This window comes from Limosilactobacillus sp. WILCCON 0051, assembly GCF_039955095.1.
Taxonomy (GTDB): Bacteria; Bacillota; Bacilli; order Lactobacillales; family Lactobacillaceae; genus Limosilactobacillus; species Limosilactobacillus allomucosae.
The window spans coordinates 245469-264564 of record NZ_CP154878.1 but is presented as its reverse complement, the minus strand read 5'-3'; the positions used below and the strand labels follow the sequence as shown (position 1 = coordinate 264564).

Here is a 19096-nt window from a genome sequence, read left to right as displayed (position 1 = left end):
ATAAATCAAATTAAGCCAGAATGCACGTTTTAATTTTCATAATGCTGTCAAATCTCGCAGCCACTGTCTGGTTGTTTCATCAAGTTCGTCATCAATCGAAAAAGCAAACGGCGCCAGCAATTGGCGAACCTTTTGCCAGTTCAGATGCGTTCCCTGATACAAATCAGCCATCAGCAGCCCACTCAGCTGGTTAATCTTTGCTGCCTCAGCCTGGCCTTGTCCCAGCAGCATTGCAGCCGCCGTTTTCTGAGTCAATGCCTGTCCTAACATGCGTTCCAACTCAGTCTGACTCAGCACCTGCTTGATCAAGATACGCTGACTAAGTGAAACGGCTGGGACCTCTTTTTGCAGAAATTTTTGCAGCACTGGCCAAAAATCGCTGATCTGCCAGAAAAACTGCCATGGTGTCTTGGCATTAAGCTCAACAATCAATTCAGCCATCAAATCAGCCAACCGACCATCCTGATTCCGCAAACGCGGTGCAATCTCTTGCAGCAGTCGTTGTGCCGACTCGCGCTGAACGCTTGGCAGTTTCTTTTTAATCGTCAAGGCAAAACGGACCGTTAAAAAATCCGTCAGCTGTGTTTCATCAATCACTGCTCCTTGATCATGACGCTTAACCTTAAAATCATTCAGCTTTTTTTGGCGAACTGATTTGGCAAACTGTCCTTGTTTTGGCATCTTAACCCTCTTTTCATAAAAAAATAAAAAAGCGTACAAAAAAAGCACCGCCAGCGCGATGCTTCATCAGTTGGGCTAGCTGGGTTCGAACCAGCGCATGACGGTACCAAAAACCGTTGCCTTACCACTTGGCTATAGCCCAATAATAATGGAGGAGGGTGGATTCGAACCGCCGAACCCGAAGGAACGGTTTTACAGACCGTCGCGTTTAGCCACTTCGCTACTCCTCCATAAGAGCTTAACTGTTATTGAAAACAATCAGTAACAATCAACAATAAATATAATAACTAATTTAGCCAATAAAAGCAAGCCCTTTTTAATTATTTAACTCAATTATCTTTAAACGATGCTCCCATTGCTCCGCAAACTTATCGTACTGCCACTCAGTCCGCTTGGCTTTCTTGACGCCAACCGCCTGATTAAGATAAACCAGATGGGCTGCTTTTAGCGGATCATGAATACCATGCAGATGACCATAAAAGACGTATTTTACGTGCGGAGCCTTTTCCAGCAGTCTGCCTAAACGCTCGCTGCCCATCATTGCATTGATCATCTGGTAGGTTTTCAACTGTTTTTGACTTTGGACAAATGACGGTTTGGGACTCAGCAAAGCCTTTCTTGGTGCGAAATGCGTTAAGAAAATCACTTTTTTGCCAGCCGCCTGAGCCATTGTCAGCTGCTGTTCAACCTGATTCAGCACCAGCCCCATTCTTTGCGGGTCAGACATGGGCTGTTTGATAGCGGCATCAACCCAGTAGACCTTTTTCCATTGGGCTACTCGCTGCGGCTGCTGAGCGTAGTCAGAAAATGAATAGTCATACCAGCCGTTATTACCGATTAAGCGCCAGTCTGTCCCCGGCAGATCAACGTATTGATTGTGCAGATACATTGGATCCGCCAGGTGCTCAACGTCTTGGTATGATGCGTGCGACAGCATATCATGATTTCCCAGGACATAATAGATCTGAACTCGTTCGCCAACCAAACGCTGTAAAGCGGCAAAATAGCGCCGCGTTCGTCCAAAATTATTGTAAAGATCACCGGCATATAGATAGTAGTCGATATCATGCCTTAACAGCCAGCTTGCTTGAATGTGCAAGGCTCGCGTTGACATGATTCGGTTAACATCCAGGTGATTATCACTGCTGACTGCCAGCTTAATCATTCTCAATCCCCCCTTGAAAGTAAGGATAACATAATCCCAGATGAATTAAAAAACGTCCGCGAAATAAATCGCGAACGTTAATTGATTTTATTAGTCAACGCCTTCCATCAAGCCGTGAATTCGCTTAACAAAGAAGCAAAGCACGATCCCGAAGACGATTGCTACACCACCAACGATCAGGAAGTATTGAATTTCCGTACCTGGCGTGTAGAACTTAACGATTTGCGCGTTGACGGCTTGGCCTGCAGAATCGGCCAGGAACCACATACTCATCATTTGTGAGCGGAATGCAACTGGTGCCAGCTTAGTCGTAATTGACAGACCGATTGGCGAGATCAGCATTTCAGCGATTTCACAGATAAACCATGAGCCGACCAGCCAGAAAGGACTGACCCGTCCAGAAGTCGTGCCGTGAATCAAGCCAGGCAGTGCCATCCAGGCAAATGAAAGACCAACGATTACCAGGCCGGCAGCAAACTTGCCAGGAGCACTTGGCTGGTTCTTCCAGTGACTCCACAGGTGAACGAAGAATGGCGTCAGGATCATGATAAACAGTGGGTTCAGCGTCTGGAAGTTGGCAGCAGCAAAGTGCCAGCCCCCAATGTGCAGCACCGTCCGTTGAGCAGCAAACAGTGCCAGCACAACTGAACCAGATTCTTCAATTGCCCAGAAGATTGCCGCGGCGATAAACAGTGGAATGTAGGCGACAACCCGTGATTTTTCGACCTTGGTAACCTTCTTGGAGTTGAGCATCATGATAAAGTAGATGATTGGCAAAGCAATTGCAATAACCGTAATCAAATTGATGATGCTGTTGATGTTTAACTGGCCCATGGCTCCCATCAGACCGAGGATGATTGCCAAGACAACTACGGCAACGATCGTCCAGTTGATGATTGGCTTAAGGTCTTCTTTGTCGATTGGATCGTCTGGGTAGAGACTGTCTTTTGGCAGATACTTCTTACCATCAATGTAGTATTGCAGCAGGCCAAAGAACATCCCAATCGCAGCCAGTGAGAAACCAGCATGGAAGTTCATTTCATTGCCAAACAGATGCAGGCCAAAACCGCCAGCAGCCCAAGGAACTGCGATTGGTGAAATGGCTGCCCCAAAGTTGATCCCGAAGACGAACATTGAGAAACCGGCATCCCGGCGCCGGTCTTCTTCGCTGTACAGGCCGCCGACCATTTCAGAAACGTTTGGCTTCAAAAGCCCCGTCCCGATAACGATCAAAATAATTGAAGCATAAAGTGCCGTCGTCCCCGCAGGCAATGACAGAGCAATATGACCAAACATGATCAAAACCCCACCAATAAAGACGGTCTTTCTTGGCCCCCAAAGCCGGTCAGAAAGCCAGCCGCCGATCACACCGGAAAGATATACCAGCGAACCATAGATTGACATGATCGAAGCAGCCGTTGCCTGGTCCATGCCCAAACCGCCTTTGCTGACGGCGTAGTACATGTAGAACAGCAGGATGGCACGCATCCCGTAGTAACTGAACCGTTCCCACATTTCAGTGAAGAACAGCGTAGCCAGTCCTCTTGGCTGCCCAAAGAAGGACGTGTCTAATTGTTTTTGCTTATCCATTCCATTTCCTCCAAATTTTGATTGAATCTAATAAAAGCTCAGTCAAATTATTGAAAAAGTCAAAAGATTAAAGGAAAGTAATAATTTCCTTAAAATAACGTTTACTATTATATACTGTTTATCTTCATTCCGTCAAACCAAGTGCCGGTATTCCAAGAGGTAAATCGTGATATCAAGGCATTTTGAAATCGTTTGCGCATCGTCTTAAAAAGTAATAAATGTTCACAAAATTTTAAAATTGAATGCTAATCTATATTGTTAGTTAATAAAATTATCATTAAAGACAATTGTAAGCGATAACAATTATCTATTGAGATTTTAACTAAAAAAAGTGCTTAAAATCATGCACATGCACAATTTCAAGCACCTGTTCCGTTTTATTTTTCATTGAAGGGATCCCACTCGTATTTTGCCCGTGGTCCGCCAATATATTTAGGCCGCGTGCGCAGATAAGTCACGTGGGCCTGACCAATCTCCTTAACCGAAGTACGAACTGGCACCTGGACAAACTTAACATGCATGCCGATAAACGTATCGCCGATATCCATACCAGCATTGGCAATAACATGTTCGACTTCAACGGGATCAGTAAAGTTTTCAAAGGCAGCAATCTGACCAGCGCCACCAGCATTGATCTGAGGGAAGACACTGACGATCTCGAGTCCTTTAGCCTTGGCAACAGATTTTTCAACCACCAGCGCTCGGTTTAAATGCTCGCATCCCTGTACGGCCAAATGAACGCCCAGCGGTTTTAAAGTCTCAATAATCGTTTTGACGATCGTCCGGCCAATTTCAATGTTGGAATGCTTGCCGATCATCTTGCCTTGAACCTCACTGGTACTTAGGCCCAAGACAAACAGATCATCAGGTTCCAGATGGGCCTGTTCCAGCAGCTCATTGAGTCCCTTTTTCGTTAGCAAGCGAATCTCTTCAATATCCACGTCGCTCATGTTTTTCGCCTCTCTTATGTCTTTTAAGTGATTATATCATCAAATTTTAATTATGCTTAAGAAAGACCACCAATAATGTTTAATTATGCCTAGCCGAAAATCCCGTGACTTTAGTCATTAAGAACACCTCAATCGTCATAGGCATTAGCTGATGATATAATCCAATTAAAGGAGGTGAAAAAATGAAGTCAATGGCACAGTTAGAATATCATTATGGATTGAAGGTTCGTATCTATCCGAGTGATTACCAGAAACAAATAATCAAGGTTAACAGCGATGCCAGTCGTTTCGTCTATAATGAGATGGTTGCGATCGGTAAAGAACTCTGGCAATTAAACCGAGTAAAACTGTCGATTGATACGGTTCAAGATCGGATCCAACAGCTAAAGCTTCGTCAAAACGCTAAGCAGATGTCAAATCATTTCCAGTTTTTAGAAGATAAGCGCATTGACAGTCTTGCTAAGGCTAATGCCATTCAAAACTATCACAAGGCTTGGAACGCTTTTCGCAAGGTTCATGAAGCCGGTGTGCCAAAATTTCATCGTAAAAGCTATGCCTGGCGATACCAGACCAACTGTCAATATCCAAAACAAAAGACGGCCCGGCTAGACAACGGTACCGTCTGCTTTGAAGACCGCAAACATATTGTGGTGCCTAAACTAGGACGTTTGCGGATCAAAGGTGCTCAGCAGCGACTATTGGATCGTCAAGGCGAAACACGCATTGGTACGGTAACCATTTCCAAAGATGCTGCCGATCGCTTCTTTTTGTCGCTGCAATTAGGTTCCGATACACCGTTTGTTTCTAAGCTTAGCCGCACTAATCGGCAAATTGGCATTGACCTAAACACAGAAAACTTTCTGACTGTCAGTGATGGTCGAACCATCGCTAACCCACGCTACTATCGAACAATCAAGGGAAAATTAGCTAAAGCACAGCGCACTCTTTCACGCCGCCAGCGCCGGGCTAAAAAAGAGCAGCGTTCCTTGCGAGAAAGCAAAAACTACCAGAAGCAGCGTTTGTTAGTCGCTAAGATCCATGCACGGGTATTTGACCGCCGCCATGATTTTCTCCAGCGCACGTCTACAGCACTGATCAAGAACCAAGATCTCGTTGTAGCCGAAGAATTAAGGAGTAAGAATCTGCTAAAAAATCATGCCTTGGCAATGAGCATCAGTGATGTTGGCTGGCGTTCCTTTCTTAGCATGTTGTCATACAAAGCCGACCTCTATGACCGTCAATTTATCACTGTCAGCCCTAAAAACACGACCCAAACCTGTCATGACTGCGGTTTTGTAATGGGGAGTGACGGAACCGAAAAGCTGACACTGGCAGATCGTGAATGGATATGTCCACAGTGCCATGTTCATCATATCCGTGATTACAATGCAGCACTAAATATTCTAGAAAAAGGACTCCAGAAACAACAAAAAGCCTAGTCAAAAAGCTAGGCTCATTCCTATGGCAACCTGGGAATGTAAAAGGCATTGGTAATTAGATGATCACTGCTCAAGCAACTGCGGCTGTTTGAGTAAATCGTCCGTATCTATGCAAATTGTGGTTCGGATACTCAATACAGGGGTGTTTGCCCACAAGCCATCGACTTTAGCCGATGGTGGTTGACAGGTGGGGATCGCGTTATGGTCAAGATTGACGATCCCAATAATCAAATGGAGATTTACGGTACCTATCTAAAAAGCGAGCGTCATACCGTCCAGCCACTGTTAAAAGCGATGAGTCAAGCCTGGCCAAAATAAAAAGCTCCGTATCTCGGGCATCAGCCCAGCACGGAGCTTTTCAGTTATAACTAGTAGATTCGAGTTTTTCTTGCCAAACCGTGTGCAGCACTTTTCGCAATAAAAAACAAAGCTTGATATACCGACGAAAAACGTTGATAAATCAAGCTTTGTAACACTTAACGAATGTTTATTATGCCAACTATAGGAGTCGAACCTACGACCTTCTCTTTACGAGGGAGATGCTCTACCAGCTGAGCTAAGTTGGCAAAAGAAATACCGATTGGTATTTCAATGACTCCGGCAGTCAGACTCGAACTGACGACAACCTGATTAACAGTCAGGTGCTCTACCAACTGAGCTATGCCGGAATAATGCATGGCAATGCCCTATCCTCGCAGGGAGCGATCCCCCAACTACTTTCGGCGCGTTGAAGCTTAACTTCTGTGTTCGGCATGGGAACAGGTGTATCCTTCAAGCCATCATCACCACACTAATCCTTTTCAGGACTGAGAGCTTGCACTCTCAAAACTAAACAATATCTATTCTTCTCACGTTCAATCGAAACACCCTAAACTTGGTTAAGTCCTCGACCGATTAGTAATGGTCCGCTCCATGCCTCGCGGCACTTCCACTTCCATCCTATCTACCTCATCATCTCTGAGGGGTCTTACTTCCATAAGGAATGGGAAATCTCATCTTGAGGCGAGTTTCACGCTTAGATGCTTTCAGCGTTTATCTCATCCATACATAGCTACCCAGCGATGCTCCTGGCGGAACAACTGGTACACCAGCGGTATGTCCATCCCGGTCCTCTCGTACTAAGGACAGGTCCTCTCAAATTTCCTACGCCCGCGACGGATAGGGACCGAACTGTCTCACGACGTTCTGAACCCAGCTCGCGTACCGCTTTAATGGGCGAACAGCCCAACCCTTGGGACCGACTACAGCCCCAGGATGCGATGAGCCGACATCGAGGTGCCAAACCTCCCCGTCGATGTGGACTCTTGGGGGAGATAAGCCTGTTATCCCCAGGGTAGCTTTTATCCGTTGAGCGATGGCCCTTCCATGCGGAACCACCGGATCACTAAGCCCGACTTTCGTCCCTGCTCGACCTGTCTGTCTCGCAGTCAAGCTCGCTTGTGCCTTTACACTCTGCGAATGATTTCCAACCATTCTGAGCGAACCTTTGGGCGCCTCCGTTATCTTTTGGGAGGCGACCGCCCCAGTCAAACTGCCCACCTGACACTGTCTCCCACCACGATCAGTGGTGCGGGTTAGAGTGATCATAATGCAAGGGTAGTATCCCACCAGCGCCTCTGCCAAAACTAGCGTCCTGGCTTCTATGGCTCCTACCTATCCTGTACAAGCAGTACAAGCACTCAATATCAAGCTACAGTAAAGCTCCATGGGGTCTTTCCGTCCTGTCGCGGGTAGCCTGCATCTTCACAGGCAATTCAATTTCACCGAGTCTCTCGTTGAGACAGTGCCCAGATCGTTACGCCTTTCGTGCGGGTCGGAACTTACCCGACAAGGAATTTCGCTACCTTAGGACCGTTATAGTTACGGCCGCCGTTTACTGGGGCTTCAATTCAGGGCTTCGCCGAAGCTAACTCTTCCTTTTAACCTTCCAGCACCGGGCAGGCGTCAGCCCCTATACTTCATCTTACGATTTTGCAGAAACCTGTGTTTTTGATAAACAGTCGCCTGGGCCTTTTCACTGCGGCTGATCTTGCGATCAGCACCCCTTCTCCCGAAGTTACGGGGTCATTTTGCCGAGTTCCTTAACGAGAGTTCGCTCGCTCACCTTAGGATACTCTCCTCGACTACCTGTGTCGGTTTGCGGTACGGGCAGTTGATTATTCGCTAGAAGCTTTTCTCGGCAGCGTGACATCAACGACTTCGCTACTATAATTTCGCTCCCCGTCACAGCTTGTCAACCTGCTGATAAGCATTTGACTCATCAACTGACTTGCTGCTTGGCCGGACACTTCCAATCGTCCGGATCGCTTAGCCTTCTGCGTCACTCCATCACTCAAGCACAATCAACTGGTACAGGAATATCAACCTGTTGTCCATCGTCTACGCCTCTCGGCCTCGACTTAGGTCCCGACTAACCCTGGGAGGACGAGCCTTCCCCAGGAAACCTTAGTCATTCGGTGGACAGGATTCTCACCTGTCTTTCGCTACTCATACCGGCATTCTCACTTCCAAGCGCTCCACCAGTCCTTACGGTCTGACTTCATCGCCCTTGGAACGCTCTCCTACCACGCATCCTGATGGATGCATCCATAGCTTCGGTAATATGCTTAGCCCCGGTACATTTTCGGCGCAGAGTCACTCGACTAGTGAGCTATTACGCACTCTTTAAATGATGGCTGCTTCTGAGCCAACATCCTAGTTGTCTGTGCAATTCCACATCCTTTTCCACTTAGCATATATTTAGGGACCTTAGCTGATGATCTGGGCTGTTCCCCTTTCCACGATGGATCTTATCACTCACCGTGTGACTCCCGAGTAAAAATCAATGGCATTCGGAGTTTATCTGAAGTCAGTAACCCATGACGGGCCCCTAGTCCAAACAGTGCTCTACCTCCATGATTCTAAACCTCGAGGCTCCCCCTAAAGAGATTTCGGAGAGAACCAGCTATCTCCAAGTTCGTTTGGAATTTCACCGCTACCCACACCTCATCCCAACCATTTTCAACTGATACGGGTTCGGTCCTCCAGTGCGTTTTACCGCACCTTCAACCTGGACATGGGTAGGTCACCTGGTTTCGGGTACATAACTGCGTACTTCGTACGCCCATTTCAGACTCGCTTTCGCTGCGGCTCCGGTTTTTCCACCTTAACCTTGCACGCAATCATGACTCGCCGGTTCATTCTGCAAGAGGCACGCCGTCACACGTAAATGTGCTCCGACAGCTTGTAGGCACATGGTTTCAGGAACTGTTTCACTCCCCTCCCGGGGTGCTTTTCACCTTTCCCTCACGGTACTGGTTCACTATCGGTCACTAGGGAGTATTTAGCCTTGCGAGATGGTCCTCGCGGATTCCGACGGGGTTTCACGTGTCCCGCCGTACTCAGGATCCTGAACTGAGAGTGTGACGTTTCGTTTACTGGGCTATCACCATCTTTGGCGTCGCTTCCCAACGACTTCAACTACGTCGCACTTTGGTAACTCAAATGTTCAGTCCTACAACCCCAACAAGCAAGCTCGTTGGTTTGGGCTCTTCCCGTTTCGCTCGCCGCTACTCAGGGAATCGAATTTTCTTTCTCTTCCTGCAGCTACTTAGATGTTTCAGTTCACTGCGTCTACCGCCTGACAGCTATGTATTCACTGCTCAGGCAATCATCGACTAAGATGATTGGGTTTCCCCATTCGGAAATCTCCGGATCAAAGCGTACTTACCGCTCCCCGAAGCATATCGGTGTTAGTCCCGTCCTTCATCGGCTCCTAGTACCAAGGCATTCACCATGCGCCCTTCATAACTTAACCTTGATGATCTTACGATCACCTCAGTTATTGAGTATGCGATTAATTTCGTTAATAAAACTCAAATAACGCGGTGTTCTCGGTTTAATTGTGAATAAAGAAATAAATATTATTTAGTTTTCAAAGTACAAGCTGAGGGTAGACCCCTCAAAACTGAACGCAGTTTCAACGAATGTGCAGGTTTCCGATTAATTCCTTAGAAAGGAGGTGATCCAGCCGCAGGTTCTCCTACGGCTACCTTGTTACGACTTCACCCTAATCATCTGCCCCACCTTAGGCGGCTAGCTCCCCGAAGGGTTACCCCACCGACTTTGGGTGTTGCAAACTCTCATGGTGTGACGGGCGGTGTGTACAAGGCCCGGGAACGTATTCACCGCGGCATGCTGATCCGCGATTACTAGCGATTCCGACTTCGTGCAGGCGAGTTGCAGCCTGCAGTCCGAACTGAGAACGGTTTTAAGAGATTAGCTTGCCCTCGCGAGTTCGCGACTCGTTGTACCGTCCATTGTAGCACGTGTGTAGCCCAGGTCATAAGGGGCATGATGATCTGACGTCGTCCCCACCTTCCTCCGGTTTGTCACCGGCAGTCTCACTAGAGTGCCCAACTGAATGCTGGCAACTAGTAACAAGGGTTGCGCTCGTTGCGGGACTTAACCCAACATCTCACGACACGAGCTGACGACGACCATGCACCACCTGTCATTGCGTTCCCGAAGGAAACGCCCTATCTCTAGGGTTGGCGCAAGATGTCAAGACCTGGTAAGGTTCTTCGCGTAGCTTCGAATTAAACCACATGCTCCACCGCTTGTGCGGGCCCCCGTCAATTCCTTTGAGTTTCAACCTTGCGGTCGTACTCCCCAGGCGGAGTGCTTAATGCGTTAGCTGCGGCACTGAAGGGCGGAAACCCTCCAACACCTAGCACTCATCGTTTACGGCATGGACTACCAGGGTATCTAATCCTGTTCGCTACCCATGCTTTCGAGCCTCAGCGTCAGTTGCAGACCAGACAGCCGCCTTCGCCACTGGTGTTCTTCCATATATCTACGCATTCCACCGCTACACATGGAGTTCCACTGTCCTCTTCTGCACTCAAGTCTGACAGTTTCCGATGCACTTCTTTGGTTAAGCCAAAGGCTTTCACATCAGACTTATCAAACCGCCTGCGCTCGCTTTACGCCCAATAAATCCGGATAACGCTTGCCACCTACGTATTACCGCGGCTGCTGGCACGTAGTTAGCCGTGACTTTCTGGTTAGATACCGTCACTGCGTGAACAGTTGCTCTCACGCACGTTCTTCTCTAACAACAGAGCTTTACGAGCCGAAACCCTTCTTCACTCACGCGGTGTTGCTCCATCAGGCTTGCGCCCATTGTGGAAGATTCCCTACTGCTGCCTCCCGTAGGAGTATGGACCGTGTCTCAGTTCCATTGTGGCCGATCAGTCTCTCAACTCGGCTACGCATCACAGCCTTGGTAGGCCGTTACCCTACCAACAAGCTAATGCGCCGCAGGTCCATCCCAAAGTGATAGCCGAAACCATCTTTTAAGTTTGAATCATGCGATTCAAACTGTTATGCGGTATTAGCATCTGTTTCCAAATGTTATCCCCCGCTTTGGGGCAGGTTACCTACGTGTTACTCACCCGTCCGCCACTCGCTGGTAAACCAACGTCAAGTCCGTGCAAGCACGTTCAATCAGTTGGGCCAACGCGTTCGACTTGCATGTATTAGGCACACCGCCGGCGTTCATCCTGAGCCAGGATCAAACTCTCATATAAAATATAAGAACTTGAAAAGCTCAAATTTAAATTAAGCGAATTGACTTCGCAAATGTTTTGCATCAATCGTAATGATTGATGACCCTACACATTTGTGTTCGTCGAAACTGTATTCAGTTTTCAAAGGTCTACCATGTTGTTGAACAACAACATTTATTATTTTATCAAATCTCTAATTGCTTGTCAAGCATAATTTTATTTAATTCCAAAGCCAAGCAAATCAGCGACTTAATTAATATATCAAATTGTCAAAGTAATGTCAAGAAGTTTTTTCTTGATCATTAACGTCCGAACAGCTAGCCGCTATCCAATCGCTTTGACAACAATAAATACTATACAGGTTTCCTAAGGGTTCGTCAACGTTATTTTCAAACTTTCTAAATCTATTTTAGGTTTACGAACTAACACTCTATAAGACCCAATACAGTTCGTTATTGGCTGAACAAAAAGTGGTTAAAGACACACTGGTATTCAGATTGAAATCTATAACCTATCAACGACTCATCTGCTTATTATTAATTCCAATATCAAAAAAACACGCTGCAAATCTGCAAACGTGTTTTTAGTGTGCTAAATATTATTTTTCTTCTTCATCAGCAGTCTTTTCTGGACGCATCGTTGGGAAGAGAATAACGTCACGAATCGACTTGGCATCCGTCAAAAGCATTACCAAACGATCGATACCGATCCCCAGACCACCAGTTGGCGGCATCCCGTATTCCAACGCCTCAACATAGTCCAGATCAACCGGTTCGGCCTCATCGTTGCCATTAGCCTTTTCCTTGGCCTGCATTTCAAAACGATACTTTTGGTCGATTGGATCGTTCAGTTCGCTAAAAGCATTGCCCATTTCGCCGCCAGCAATGTAAAGTTCAAACCGGTCTGCCATTTCAGGATTTTCTTGGTTCCGCTTAGCCAGTGGCGATACCTCAACAGGGAACTCATAGATAAACGTTGGCTGAATCAAAGTGTCTTCAACGAATTCGTCAAAGAAGGCACTCAGAATATGACCTTTTGACCACCATTTTTCATACTTAACGTGCTTTTCTGCCGCCAGCTGACGAGCTTCCTCATCAGTTTCGATTTCCTTAAAGTCAATGCCCGTCTGTTCCTTAACGGCATCGTTCATCGTAATCCGCTTGAATTCGCCGCCAAGGTCAATCTCAGTGCCTTGATAGGTAATCTTGCCATCATCAGAGACTACCTTGGCAGCCGCCTTAATGATACCTTCCGTTTCATCCATGACATCCCACAGATCCCAATAAGCGGCATAGGTTTCAATCGTTGTAAATTCTGGATTATGCTGCAGGTCCATCCCTTCATTACGAAAGACCCGTCCCAGTTCATAGACCCGTTCAAAGCCTCCGACGATCAGCCGCTTCAGGTAAAGCTCCGTCGCAATCCGCAGATACATGTCAATGTTTAAGGCATTATGGTGCGTAATAAATGGCCGTGCATTGGCACCACCAGCCTGGGTATTCAGGATTGGCGTTTCGACCTCGGTAAAGCCATGGTCATCCATGTACTTACGAATTGCCTTGATAATCGCCGTCCGTTGGTGGAAACGCTTAAAGCTTTCTGGGTTGGCAATCAGATCCAGGTAACGCTGACGATAGATGGTTTCTGGATCCTTAACCCCTTCCCATTTGTTTGGCAGTGGCCGCAAAGCCTTAGACAGAAAGGTAATCTCACGCGCACGAATCGTCAGTTCACCGGTGTTGGTCTTGATGACGTCACCTTTGATCCCCATGAAGTCGCCAAGATCGGCCCGCTTAAAGATATGGTATTGTTCATCGCCAACCATATCTTTGCGCGCGTAGACCTGAATTTTGCCCGTCCGATCAACGAAATCCGCAAAGCCTGCCTTACCGCTGCTGCGTTTGCGCATCATTCGGCCGGCAATGCTGACCATGTTTTCTTGTTCAAGCAGCTCATCTTTATCTACCTGATCAAATTGTTCATGCAGATCCTGAGCCAAGTGGTCGCGATGGTAGCGACGGCCAAACGGTTCAATTCCTGCTGCTTTGAGTTCATCCATCTTTTCGCGACGAACGCGCATTTGATCCAGTTCTTGTGACACTAGTCTTCCTCCTCAATTTTTGCCTGGCGTTGAGCACGATGCATCGCTTGCTGTGCCGCCCGCTTTTGTGTTTCCTCCAAGAAGCGATCGAAAATATCAATCATTTCCTGCTGCGTTTCTGCTTCAACCAACGCTGCCTTTGTTCTGGCCGCCCGGGGAATTCCCTTGATGTAGAAGGTTGATTGTCCCCGGAACTCACGAACGCCAACATGCTCGCCTTTTAATTCTACCAAGCCAGCCAAGTGCTCCTTGGCCATCGCGATTTTTTGCTCTGGCGTAGCTTCTGGAAGCAGTTCACCCGTTTCCAGATAATGAGCCGTCCGCTTAAGCATCCATGGATTACCCATTGCTGCCCGACCAATCATGACTGCGGTTGCTCCCGTCTCATCCAGCATCCGTTTGGCATCTTCTGGCGTTTTAACGTCACCATTGCCCATAAACGGAATCGTCAATGCATTGGCCACTTCTTTTAGGATATTCCAATCCGCGTGACCTGTATACATCTGTTTGCGAGTTCGACCATGCATGGCGATTGCCTGGGCACCGGCACGCTCGGCTGCCAAGGCGTTTTCGACGGCATAGATGTGCTTGTCATCCCAGCCGATCCGCATTTTGACCGTAACTGGTTTTTTAACGGCATCAACGACATAAGAAACCATTTCATAGACTTTATTTGGATCCAACAGCCATTTTGCTCCGGCATCGGTGTTAACGACTTTGTTGACTGGACAGCCCATGTTGATGTCAATCACATCAGCTTCGGTATTTTCATCGATGAATTTGGCTGCTTGAACCAAAGTCTCTTTTGTACCACCAAAAATCTGAATGCCCATCGGATGTTCGATCGGCTCAACCTTCAGCATCGACAGGGTCTTTTTGTTGTGGTACATAATGCCGCGATCAGAAATCATTTCGCAGACCACGTAGCCAGCGCCAAACTTTTTACAGATGACGCGGAACGCAGAATTGGTAACTCCAGCCATGGGAGCTACTACGACTTGATTGGGAATCGTGACATTGCCAATTTGCCATTCCACAAAAATATCCTCCTTAAAATTGCAATCAAAACGATTGTAGCCTAATCATTGCCACATTAGCAAGCCAGACCCTCAGCAATTCCAATTTAATCATAGGTCTGCAGTCTGCGACGTAAAATCAGCAGCACTATTCCGATCATCATACCGACAACCAGATCAGCGGCCGTACAGATTGCAAATAACCTGAAATAGCCCAGTCTTTCAATGACCAAACCGCCAAACAGCGGACCAATCGCCTTGCCAATCGATGAAAATGCATTGACCATCCCTTGTCCGCGCCCTTTTTGAACAACCGGCGACAAGCGATTGACATATGCCGGCACTCCTGGAATCAAAAGCGACTCGCCCAGCGTCAGCACGACCATCGCCAAGACAAACTGCCCATAGCGAGCCGCAAAAAGCAGCAGCATAAACGAGCCAGCCATAAAAAAGGCTCCCAGAATCACTTGAAGATCAAGCGTCGCATGGTAGCGGCCAATCCAGTCAAGCAGCAGCTGAAAAATAATGATCAAAATGCCATTGATCGTCCAAAGCATGCCATAGCGTCCCGTTGAAATGCCGAACCGTGCTAGATAGACTGCCAGATTGCTCATCCACTGTTCATACATGACCCAGACGACTACCAGCCCGAGCAGCAAAACGATGATTACGAAAAGATTGCTCTTGCCAGTCAGGTCAGCTGATGCGGTACCAGTTTGTCTGACTGGGCACTCACCATGCAGCTCAACCTTAGCAAACTTTATGCCAACGATAATCAGACTGACCAGATAGATCCCGGCAATCAGCGCAAACAGCCAGCCAATTCCCTGTTCATAGATAAAGCCAGTCAGTCCCGTACCGACTACCAGACCGATGTTTTCGGCCAGATAAAGTTGATTAAAGACCTTAACGCTGGGATATTTTTTGACTCTGGTACCCATTGAATTGATCAAGGTTAAAATCCAGCCATTGCCAAAACCAAAAATGCATAACAAAATGGGATAGCTTGGCCAGCCATGCATAAAGATCAACAGCGTTACGGCCAGAAGCGTAATCAGCTGGCCAAAAAGGTTTAAGCCAAACGTATGCCCACGATCAAATTGGCTGCCTGCTGCAATACTGCCGATTACGTTGGCACTGGAATAGCACAGCAGAACCACCCCAGCCAGGACCAATGACTGATGCAGCTGATCATGCATATAGATCGTCGTCACCGGCCATACGCAGCTATAGCCAACGTTATTTAGAAAGGCCAGTCCGCCCAGCCATTTAAACAAATCGTCTTTCAAATCGTTCACCCATCTTTTGACAAATTGCCTTAATTTTCAGTGGTCAGATTCAAAATGTCAATCAAGATCGGGCAGCTCGCTGTTAAAAATATCTAAAACAACAAAAAATCCCGGGCTCAGCTGATGAGCGCGGGATTTTAATTGACTATGCCTGGTCGCTGCTGGTAGCCTGCTTTAAGATTACTTCCAAGTCCTGCTTGTCAAACTGATACTTCTTGCCGCAGAACTGGCAGACGATTTCAGCACCTTCGTCTTGTTCAATCATTTCCTTTAGATCAGCTGGTTTGATTGTTGCCAGGGCATGTGCAAAACGATTCTTGTTGCAGTGGCAGGCATATGATACCGGCATCGTCTGCAGCATCTTGAGTTCTTCATCAGGGAACAGCAGATGCAGGATGTCTTCTGGCGTCTTGCCTTCCAAAAGCAGATCCGATACTCTCGGCATGCCTTTAATGGCCGTTTCCAGTTTGGTAATGGCCTCATCGCTGGCACCGGGCATTACCTGGACCATAAATCCACCAGCTGCCTTAATCGAATCATCTTTTTCAACAAAGACCGACAAGCCGACTGCCGAGGGAATCTGTTCTGACTTGGCCAGATAGTAGGTAAAGTCATCACCCAGCTCGCCTGAGATCAGATCAACCTCGCCGGTATAAGGCGTCTTGTCGCCTGGCGTCATCGTTGTTACCGAAAGCGTTCCTTGGCGGCCAACCGCACCGGCAACATCAATCTTGCCAGCATCGTTCAATGGCAGATTGACATGTGGATTTTTCATATAGCCCTTGACTTCGCCATGAGCCGTACCATCAGCGACGATGTAGCCAACTGGCCCATTGCCTTGAATCTTCACCGTCATGCCGGCTTTTTCATCCAAGCTGGACGTTGATAAAAGCAGCGTACCGATAAGGGTGCGTCCTAAAGCTGCCGAGCTGGCACTCCAGGTATCGTGAATCTCATGAGCTTTTTCAACCAGGTTGGTAGCACGCACTGCATACGCACGAAACATCCCATCCTTAGTCATGCTTTTTACTAAATAGTCATTGTTTTCCATTGTTGGTCACCTTTTCTAGTTTTGATTACATAATAAAACAGGAGCGGCGACCAGTGGTCAAAAACGCTCCTGTTAATTGGCAATTATGCCTGATCATCATGATCGTCATGGTGGTCATTTTGATCGTTTGAAGCTGAGCTGTCTGGCGTTTGTGAATCATGATCCGATTCAGCATCGTTGTCATGGTCGTCTGCTACTTTTTCAGTTTCGCGACGTTCCAAAGCACGCTTGGACTCTTCAAAAGTTGCAGCATGCTGTTCATCTTCAGCAGCTTCAATATCGGCTTCCGGCATCTTCCCAGTCTTGTACAGGCTCAGAATCTGCTTTTCGTTCAGCGTTTCATACTTGAGCAGCGCCTCGGCAATCAGCTTGTGCTGTTCACGGTGCGTCTCAATGATATGGAGCGCTTGTTCATGACCTTCATTCAAGATCCGCTTGATTTCTTCATCAACCAGGGCAGCCGTATGTTCTGAGTAGCCCGCCTGATCATAGCCTTGGCCAGCAAAAACCTGTCCAGAGCTCTGCAGCTCAACCGGACCGATCTTGTCGCTCATCCCGTATTGGGTAACCATGGCCCGCGCAATCTGCGTTGCCTGCTCAAAGTCATTGGAAGCTCCAGACGACTGTGAATGGAAGATGATTTCTTCAGCTGCACGACCACCCATCAGACCAGCAATCTGCTCTTCAGCATTTTTCTTGCTCATCAGCATCTGGTCTTCACGCGGCAGCATGATTGCATACCCGCCGGCGCGGCCACGCGGTACGATCGTTACTTTATGAACAACCCGTGCATCGTTTAAGACCAGCCCAACGATCGTGTGGCCGGCTTCGTGGTAGGCAACGGTTTCGCGTTCTTTTGGCGAAACGACCCGATCACGCTTGGCTGGACCAGCAATTACGCGGTCCTCAGCTTCATCAACATCAGCTGCTGAAATCTCGTTTTCATTGCGCCGTGCAGCCAGCAATGCCGCCTCATTCAGCAGGTTGGCCAAATCGGCACCCACGAATCCCGGCGTCTGCTTGGCGATTTCCTTTAAGTCGACATCTGGTCCCAATGGCTTGTTGCGGGCATGAACGCGCAGAATGGCTTCACGCCCCTTAACGTCAGGAGCACCGACCAGAATCTTCCGGTCAAAACGACCTGGCCGCAGCAGCGCTGGGTCCAAAACGTCAGCCCGGTTGGTGGCAGCCATTACGATAACGCCTTCGTCACCGCTAAAACCATCCATTTCAACCAACAGCTGGTTCAGCGTCTGTTCACGTTCATCGTGGCCGCCGCCCATGCCAGAGCCACGCCGCCGACCAACGGCATCGATTTCGTCGATAAAGATGATTGATGGCGCCGCCTTCTTGGCTTGGTCAAACAGGTCACGAACCCGGCTGGCACCAACCCCGACAAACATCTCAACGAAATCAGAACCTGAAATCGAGAAGAATGGTACGCCAGCTTCACCCGCAACGGCTTTGGCCAGCAGCGTCTTACCAGTACCTGGAGGCCCTTCAAGAAGCACCCCAGATGGAATCTTGGCCCCCAGCCGCGTGAATTTCTTTGGATTCTTTAGAAATTCAACGACTTCAACCAGTTCCTGCTTTTCTTCTTCTTCACCAGCAACGTCAGAGAAACGGACCTTGTTTTCCTTGGCATTGGCGGGCTTGGCCTTAGACTTGCCAAAGTTCATCATCCCGCCGCCACGACCGCCTTGACTGGCTTGCCCCATCATCATGTAGAAGAAAAATACCATGATGATCAATGGCAAAATGGTAAACAGCAGATTCATCCACAGACTGTTGGATTCTTCGGCCTTGGTGCTGATGGTAACGTTGTGCTTTTCAGCATACTTCTGCAGCTGACTGAGCGTTACGTCGCTGTCCAGCACTGAGCTTTGGAAGCTGGTCGTGGTACTGCTCTTTTGCCCGACGATCGAGAACCCGGCATCGCTGCCGCTGACCTTCTGTGGCTTGCGGTAGGTACCAGTGATCTTGTAGACTCCGCCGTCTGGTTGAAGTTGGAAGCTCTTAACCTTATTGTCCTTCAATTCGGTAACAAAAGTGCTTTGGGAAACGTTTTTGCTTTGCGTATCCGTACTGCTCCCCCCAAAGAAGAAGTAGGCAATTCCCATAATGCACAAAAAGATTATCGCATAGAAGAGCACGTTATGAGCGAATCCATTATTTTTACGATTGTTGTTCATAACAACCTCCTATCCAACGGCAATGTTTAATTTATTTTGATGGACTAAATGATAGCATAATTGACTATCATTG

General features: G+C 47.8%; 10 protein-coding genes, 4 tRNA genes and 3 rRNA genes. 1 reads left to right on the top strand and 16 read right to left on the bottom strand.

Annotated elements, in window-relative coordinates; translation table 11 throughout:
* Positions 1-36: 36 nt before the first annotated feature.
* The 6 genes from ABC765_RS01145 to ABC765_RS01120 all read right to left on the bottom strand — a co-directional run bounded on the left by ABC765_RS01145 (position 37) and on the right by ABC765_RS01120 (position 4386).
* Positions 37-681, bottom strand: a complete 645-nt coding sequence (locus ABC765_RS01145; RefSeq protein ID WP_347980539.1) for a hypothetical protein — start codon at positions 679-681, stop codon at positions 37-39.
* A gap of 70 nt (positions 682-751) precedes the next feature.
* Positions 752-823 (bottom strand) — tRNA-Gln (locus ABC765_RS01140).
* A 7-nt stretch (positions 824-830) separates the two neighbouring features.
* Positions 831-911, bottom strand: a tRNA-Tyr gene (locus ABC765_RS01135).
* Positions 912-997: 86 nt separating this feature from the next.
* A complete protein-coding gene (locus ABC765_RS01130) occupies positions 998-1846 on the bottom strand; it encodes a metallophosphoesterase (protein WP_347980538.1) in 849 nt (282 codons plus the stop codon).
* Between the two features lie 90 nt (positions 1847-1936).
* On the bottom strand, positions 1937-3436 hold the full coding sequence (locus tag ABC765_RS01125; RefSeq protein ID WP_270360547.1) for a peptide MFS transporter: 1500 nt from the start codon (positions 3434-3436) through the stop codon (positions 1937-1939).
* 377 nt (positions 3437-3813) lie between these two features.
* Positions 3814-4386 (bottom strand): TIGR01440 family protein, encoded by a 573-nt coding sequence (locus tag ABC765_RS01120; protein WP_347963245.1) that lies wholly within the window; start codon positions 4384-4386, stop codon positions 3814-3816.
* A gap of 182 nt (positions 4387-4568) precedes the next feature.
* Here ABC765_RS01120 and ABC765_RS01115 point away from each other — a divergent pair, with 182 nt between their 5' ends.
* Positions 4569-5825: a transposase gene (locus ABC765_RS01115; protein ID WP_347980537.1), complete on the top strand. Its 1257-nt coding sequence runs from the start codon at positions 4569-4571 to the stop codon at positions 5823-5825.
* Between the two features lie 493 nt (positions 5826-6318).
* Here the strand turns inward: ABC765_RS01115 and ABC765_RS01110 are convergent.
* The 10 genes from ABC765_RS01110 to ftsH form a co-directional block, all read right to left on the bottom strand.
* Positions 6319-6391, bottom strand: a tRNA-Thr gene (locus ABC765_RS01110).
* 29 nt (positions 6392-6420) lie between these two features.
* Positions 6421-6493: transfer RNA gene (locus tag ABC765_RS01105), tRNA-Asn, on the bottom strand.
* 5 nt (positions 6494-6498) lie between these two features.
* Positions 6499-6615, bottom strand: a 5S ribosomal RNA gene (gene rrf / locus ABC765_RS01100).
* An 84-nt stretch (positions 6616-6699) separates the two neighbouring features.
* Positions 6700-9621: ribosomal RNA gene (locus ABC765_RS01095) — 23S ribosomal RNA — on the bottom strand.
* A gap of 197 nt (positions 9622-9818) precedes the next feature.
* Positions 9819-11395, bottom strand: a 16S ribosomal RNA gene (locus ABC765_RS01090).
* The 16S, 23S and 5S rRNA genes sit together here with 2 tRNA genes alongside, the layout of an rRNA operon.
* A gap of 577 nt (positions 11396-11972) precedes the next feature.
* Entirely contained in the window at positions 11973-13475 is a 1503-nt protein-coding gene (gene lysS, locus ABC765_RS01085) for a lysine--tRNA ligase (protein ID WP_347952658.1), read from the bottom strand.
* Positions 13475-14512, bottom strand: coding sequence for a tRNA dihydrouridine synthase DusB (dusB, locus tag ABC765_RS01080; protein WP_347980536.1), 1038 nt, complete (start codon positions 14510-14512; stop codon positions 13475-13477). The genes lysS and dusB overlap by 1 nt, the downstream gene beginning before the upstream one ends.
* A gap of 86 nt (positions 14513-14598) precedes the next feature.
* Positions 14599-15780 carry an MFS transporter gene (locus tag ABC765_RS01075; RefSeq protein WP_347980535.1) on the bottom strand — a complete coding sequence of 394 codons (1182 nt, stop codon included), beginning with the start codon at positions 15778-15780 and terminating at the stop codon, positions 14599-14601.
* 145 nt (positions 15781-15925) lie between these two features.
* The gene (hslO, locus tag ABC765_RS01070; RefSeq protein ID WP_347952655.1) at positions 15926-16831 is read right to left on the bottom strand and encodes an Hsp33 family molecular chaperone HslO; all 906 of its coding nucleotides are present in this window, start codon (positions 16829-16831) and stop codon (positions 15926-15928) included.
* A gap of 83 nt (positions 16832-16914) precedes the next feature.
* Complete coding sequence (gene ftsH, locus ABC765_RS01065; RefSeq protein WP_347980534.1) at positions 16915-19023, bottom strand: ATP-dependent zinc metalloprotease FtsH; 2109 nt, start codon at positions 19021-19023, stop codon at positions 16915-16917.
* Positions 19024-19096: the final 73 nt, after the last annotated feature.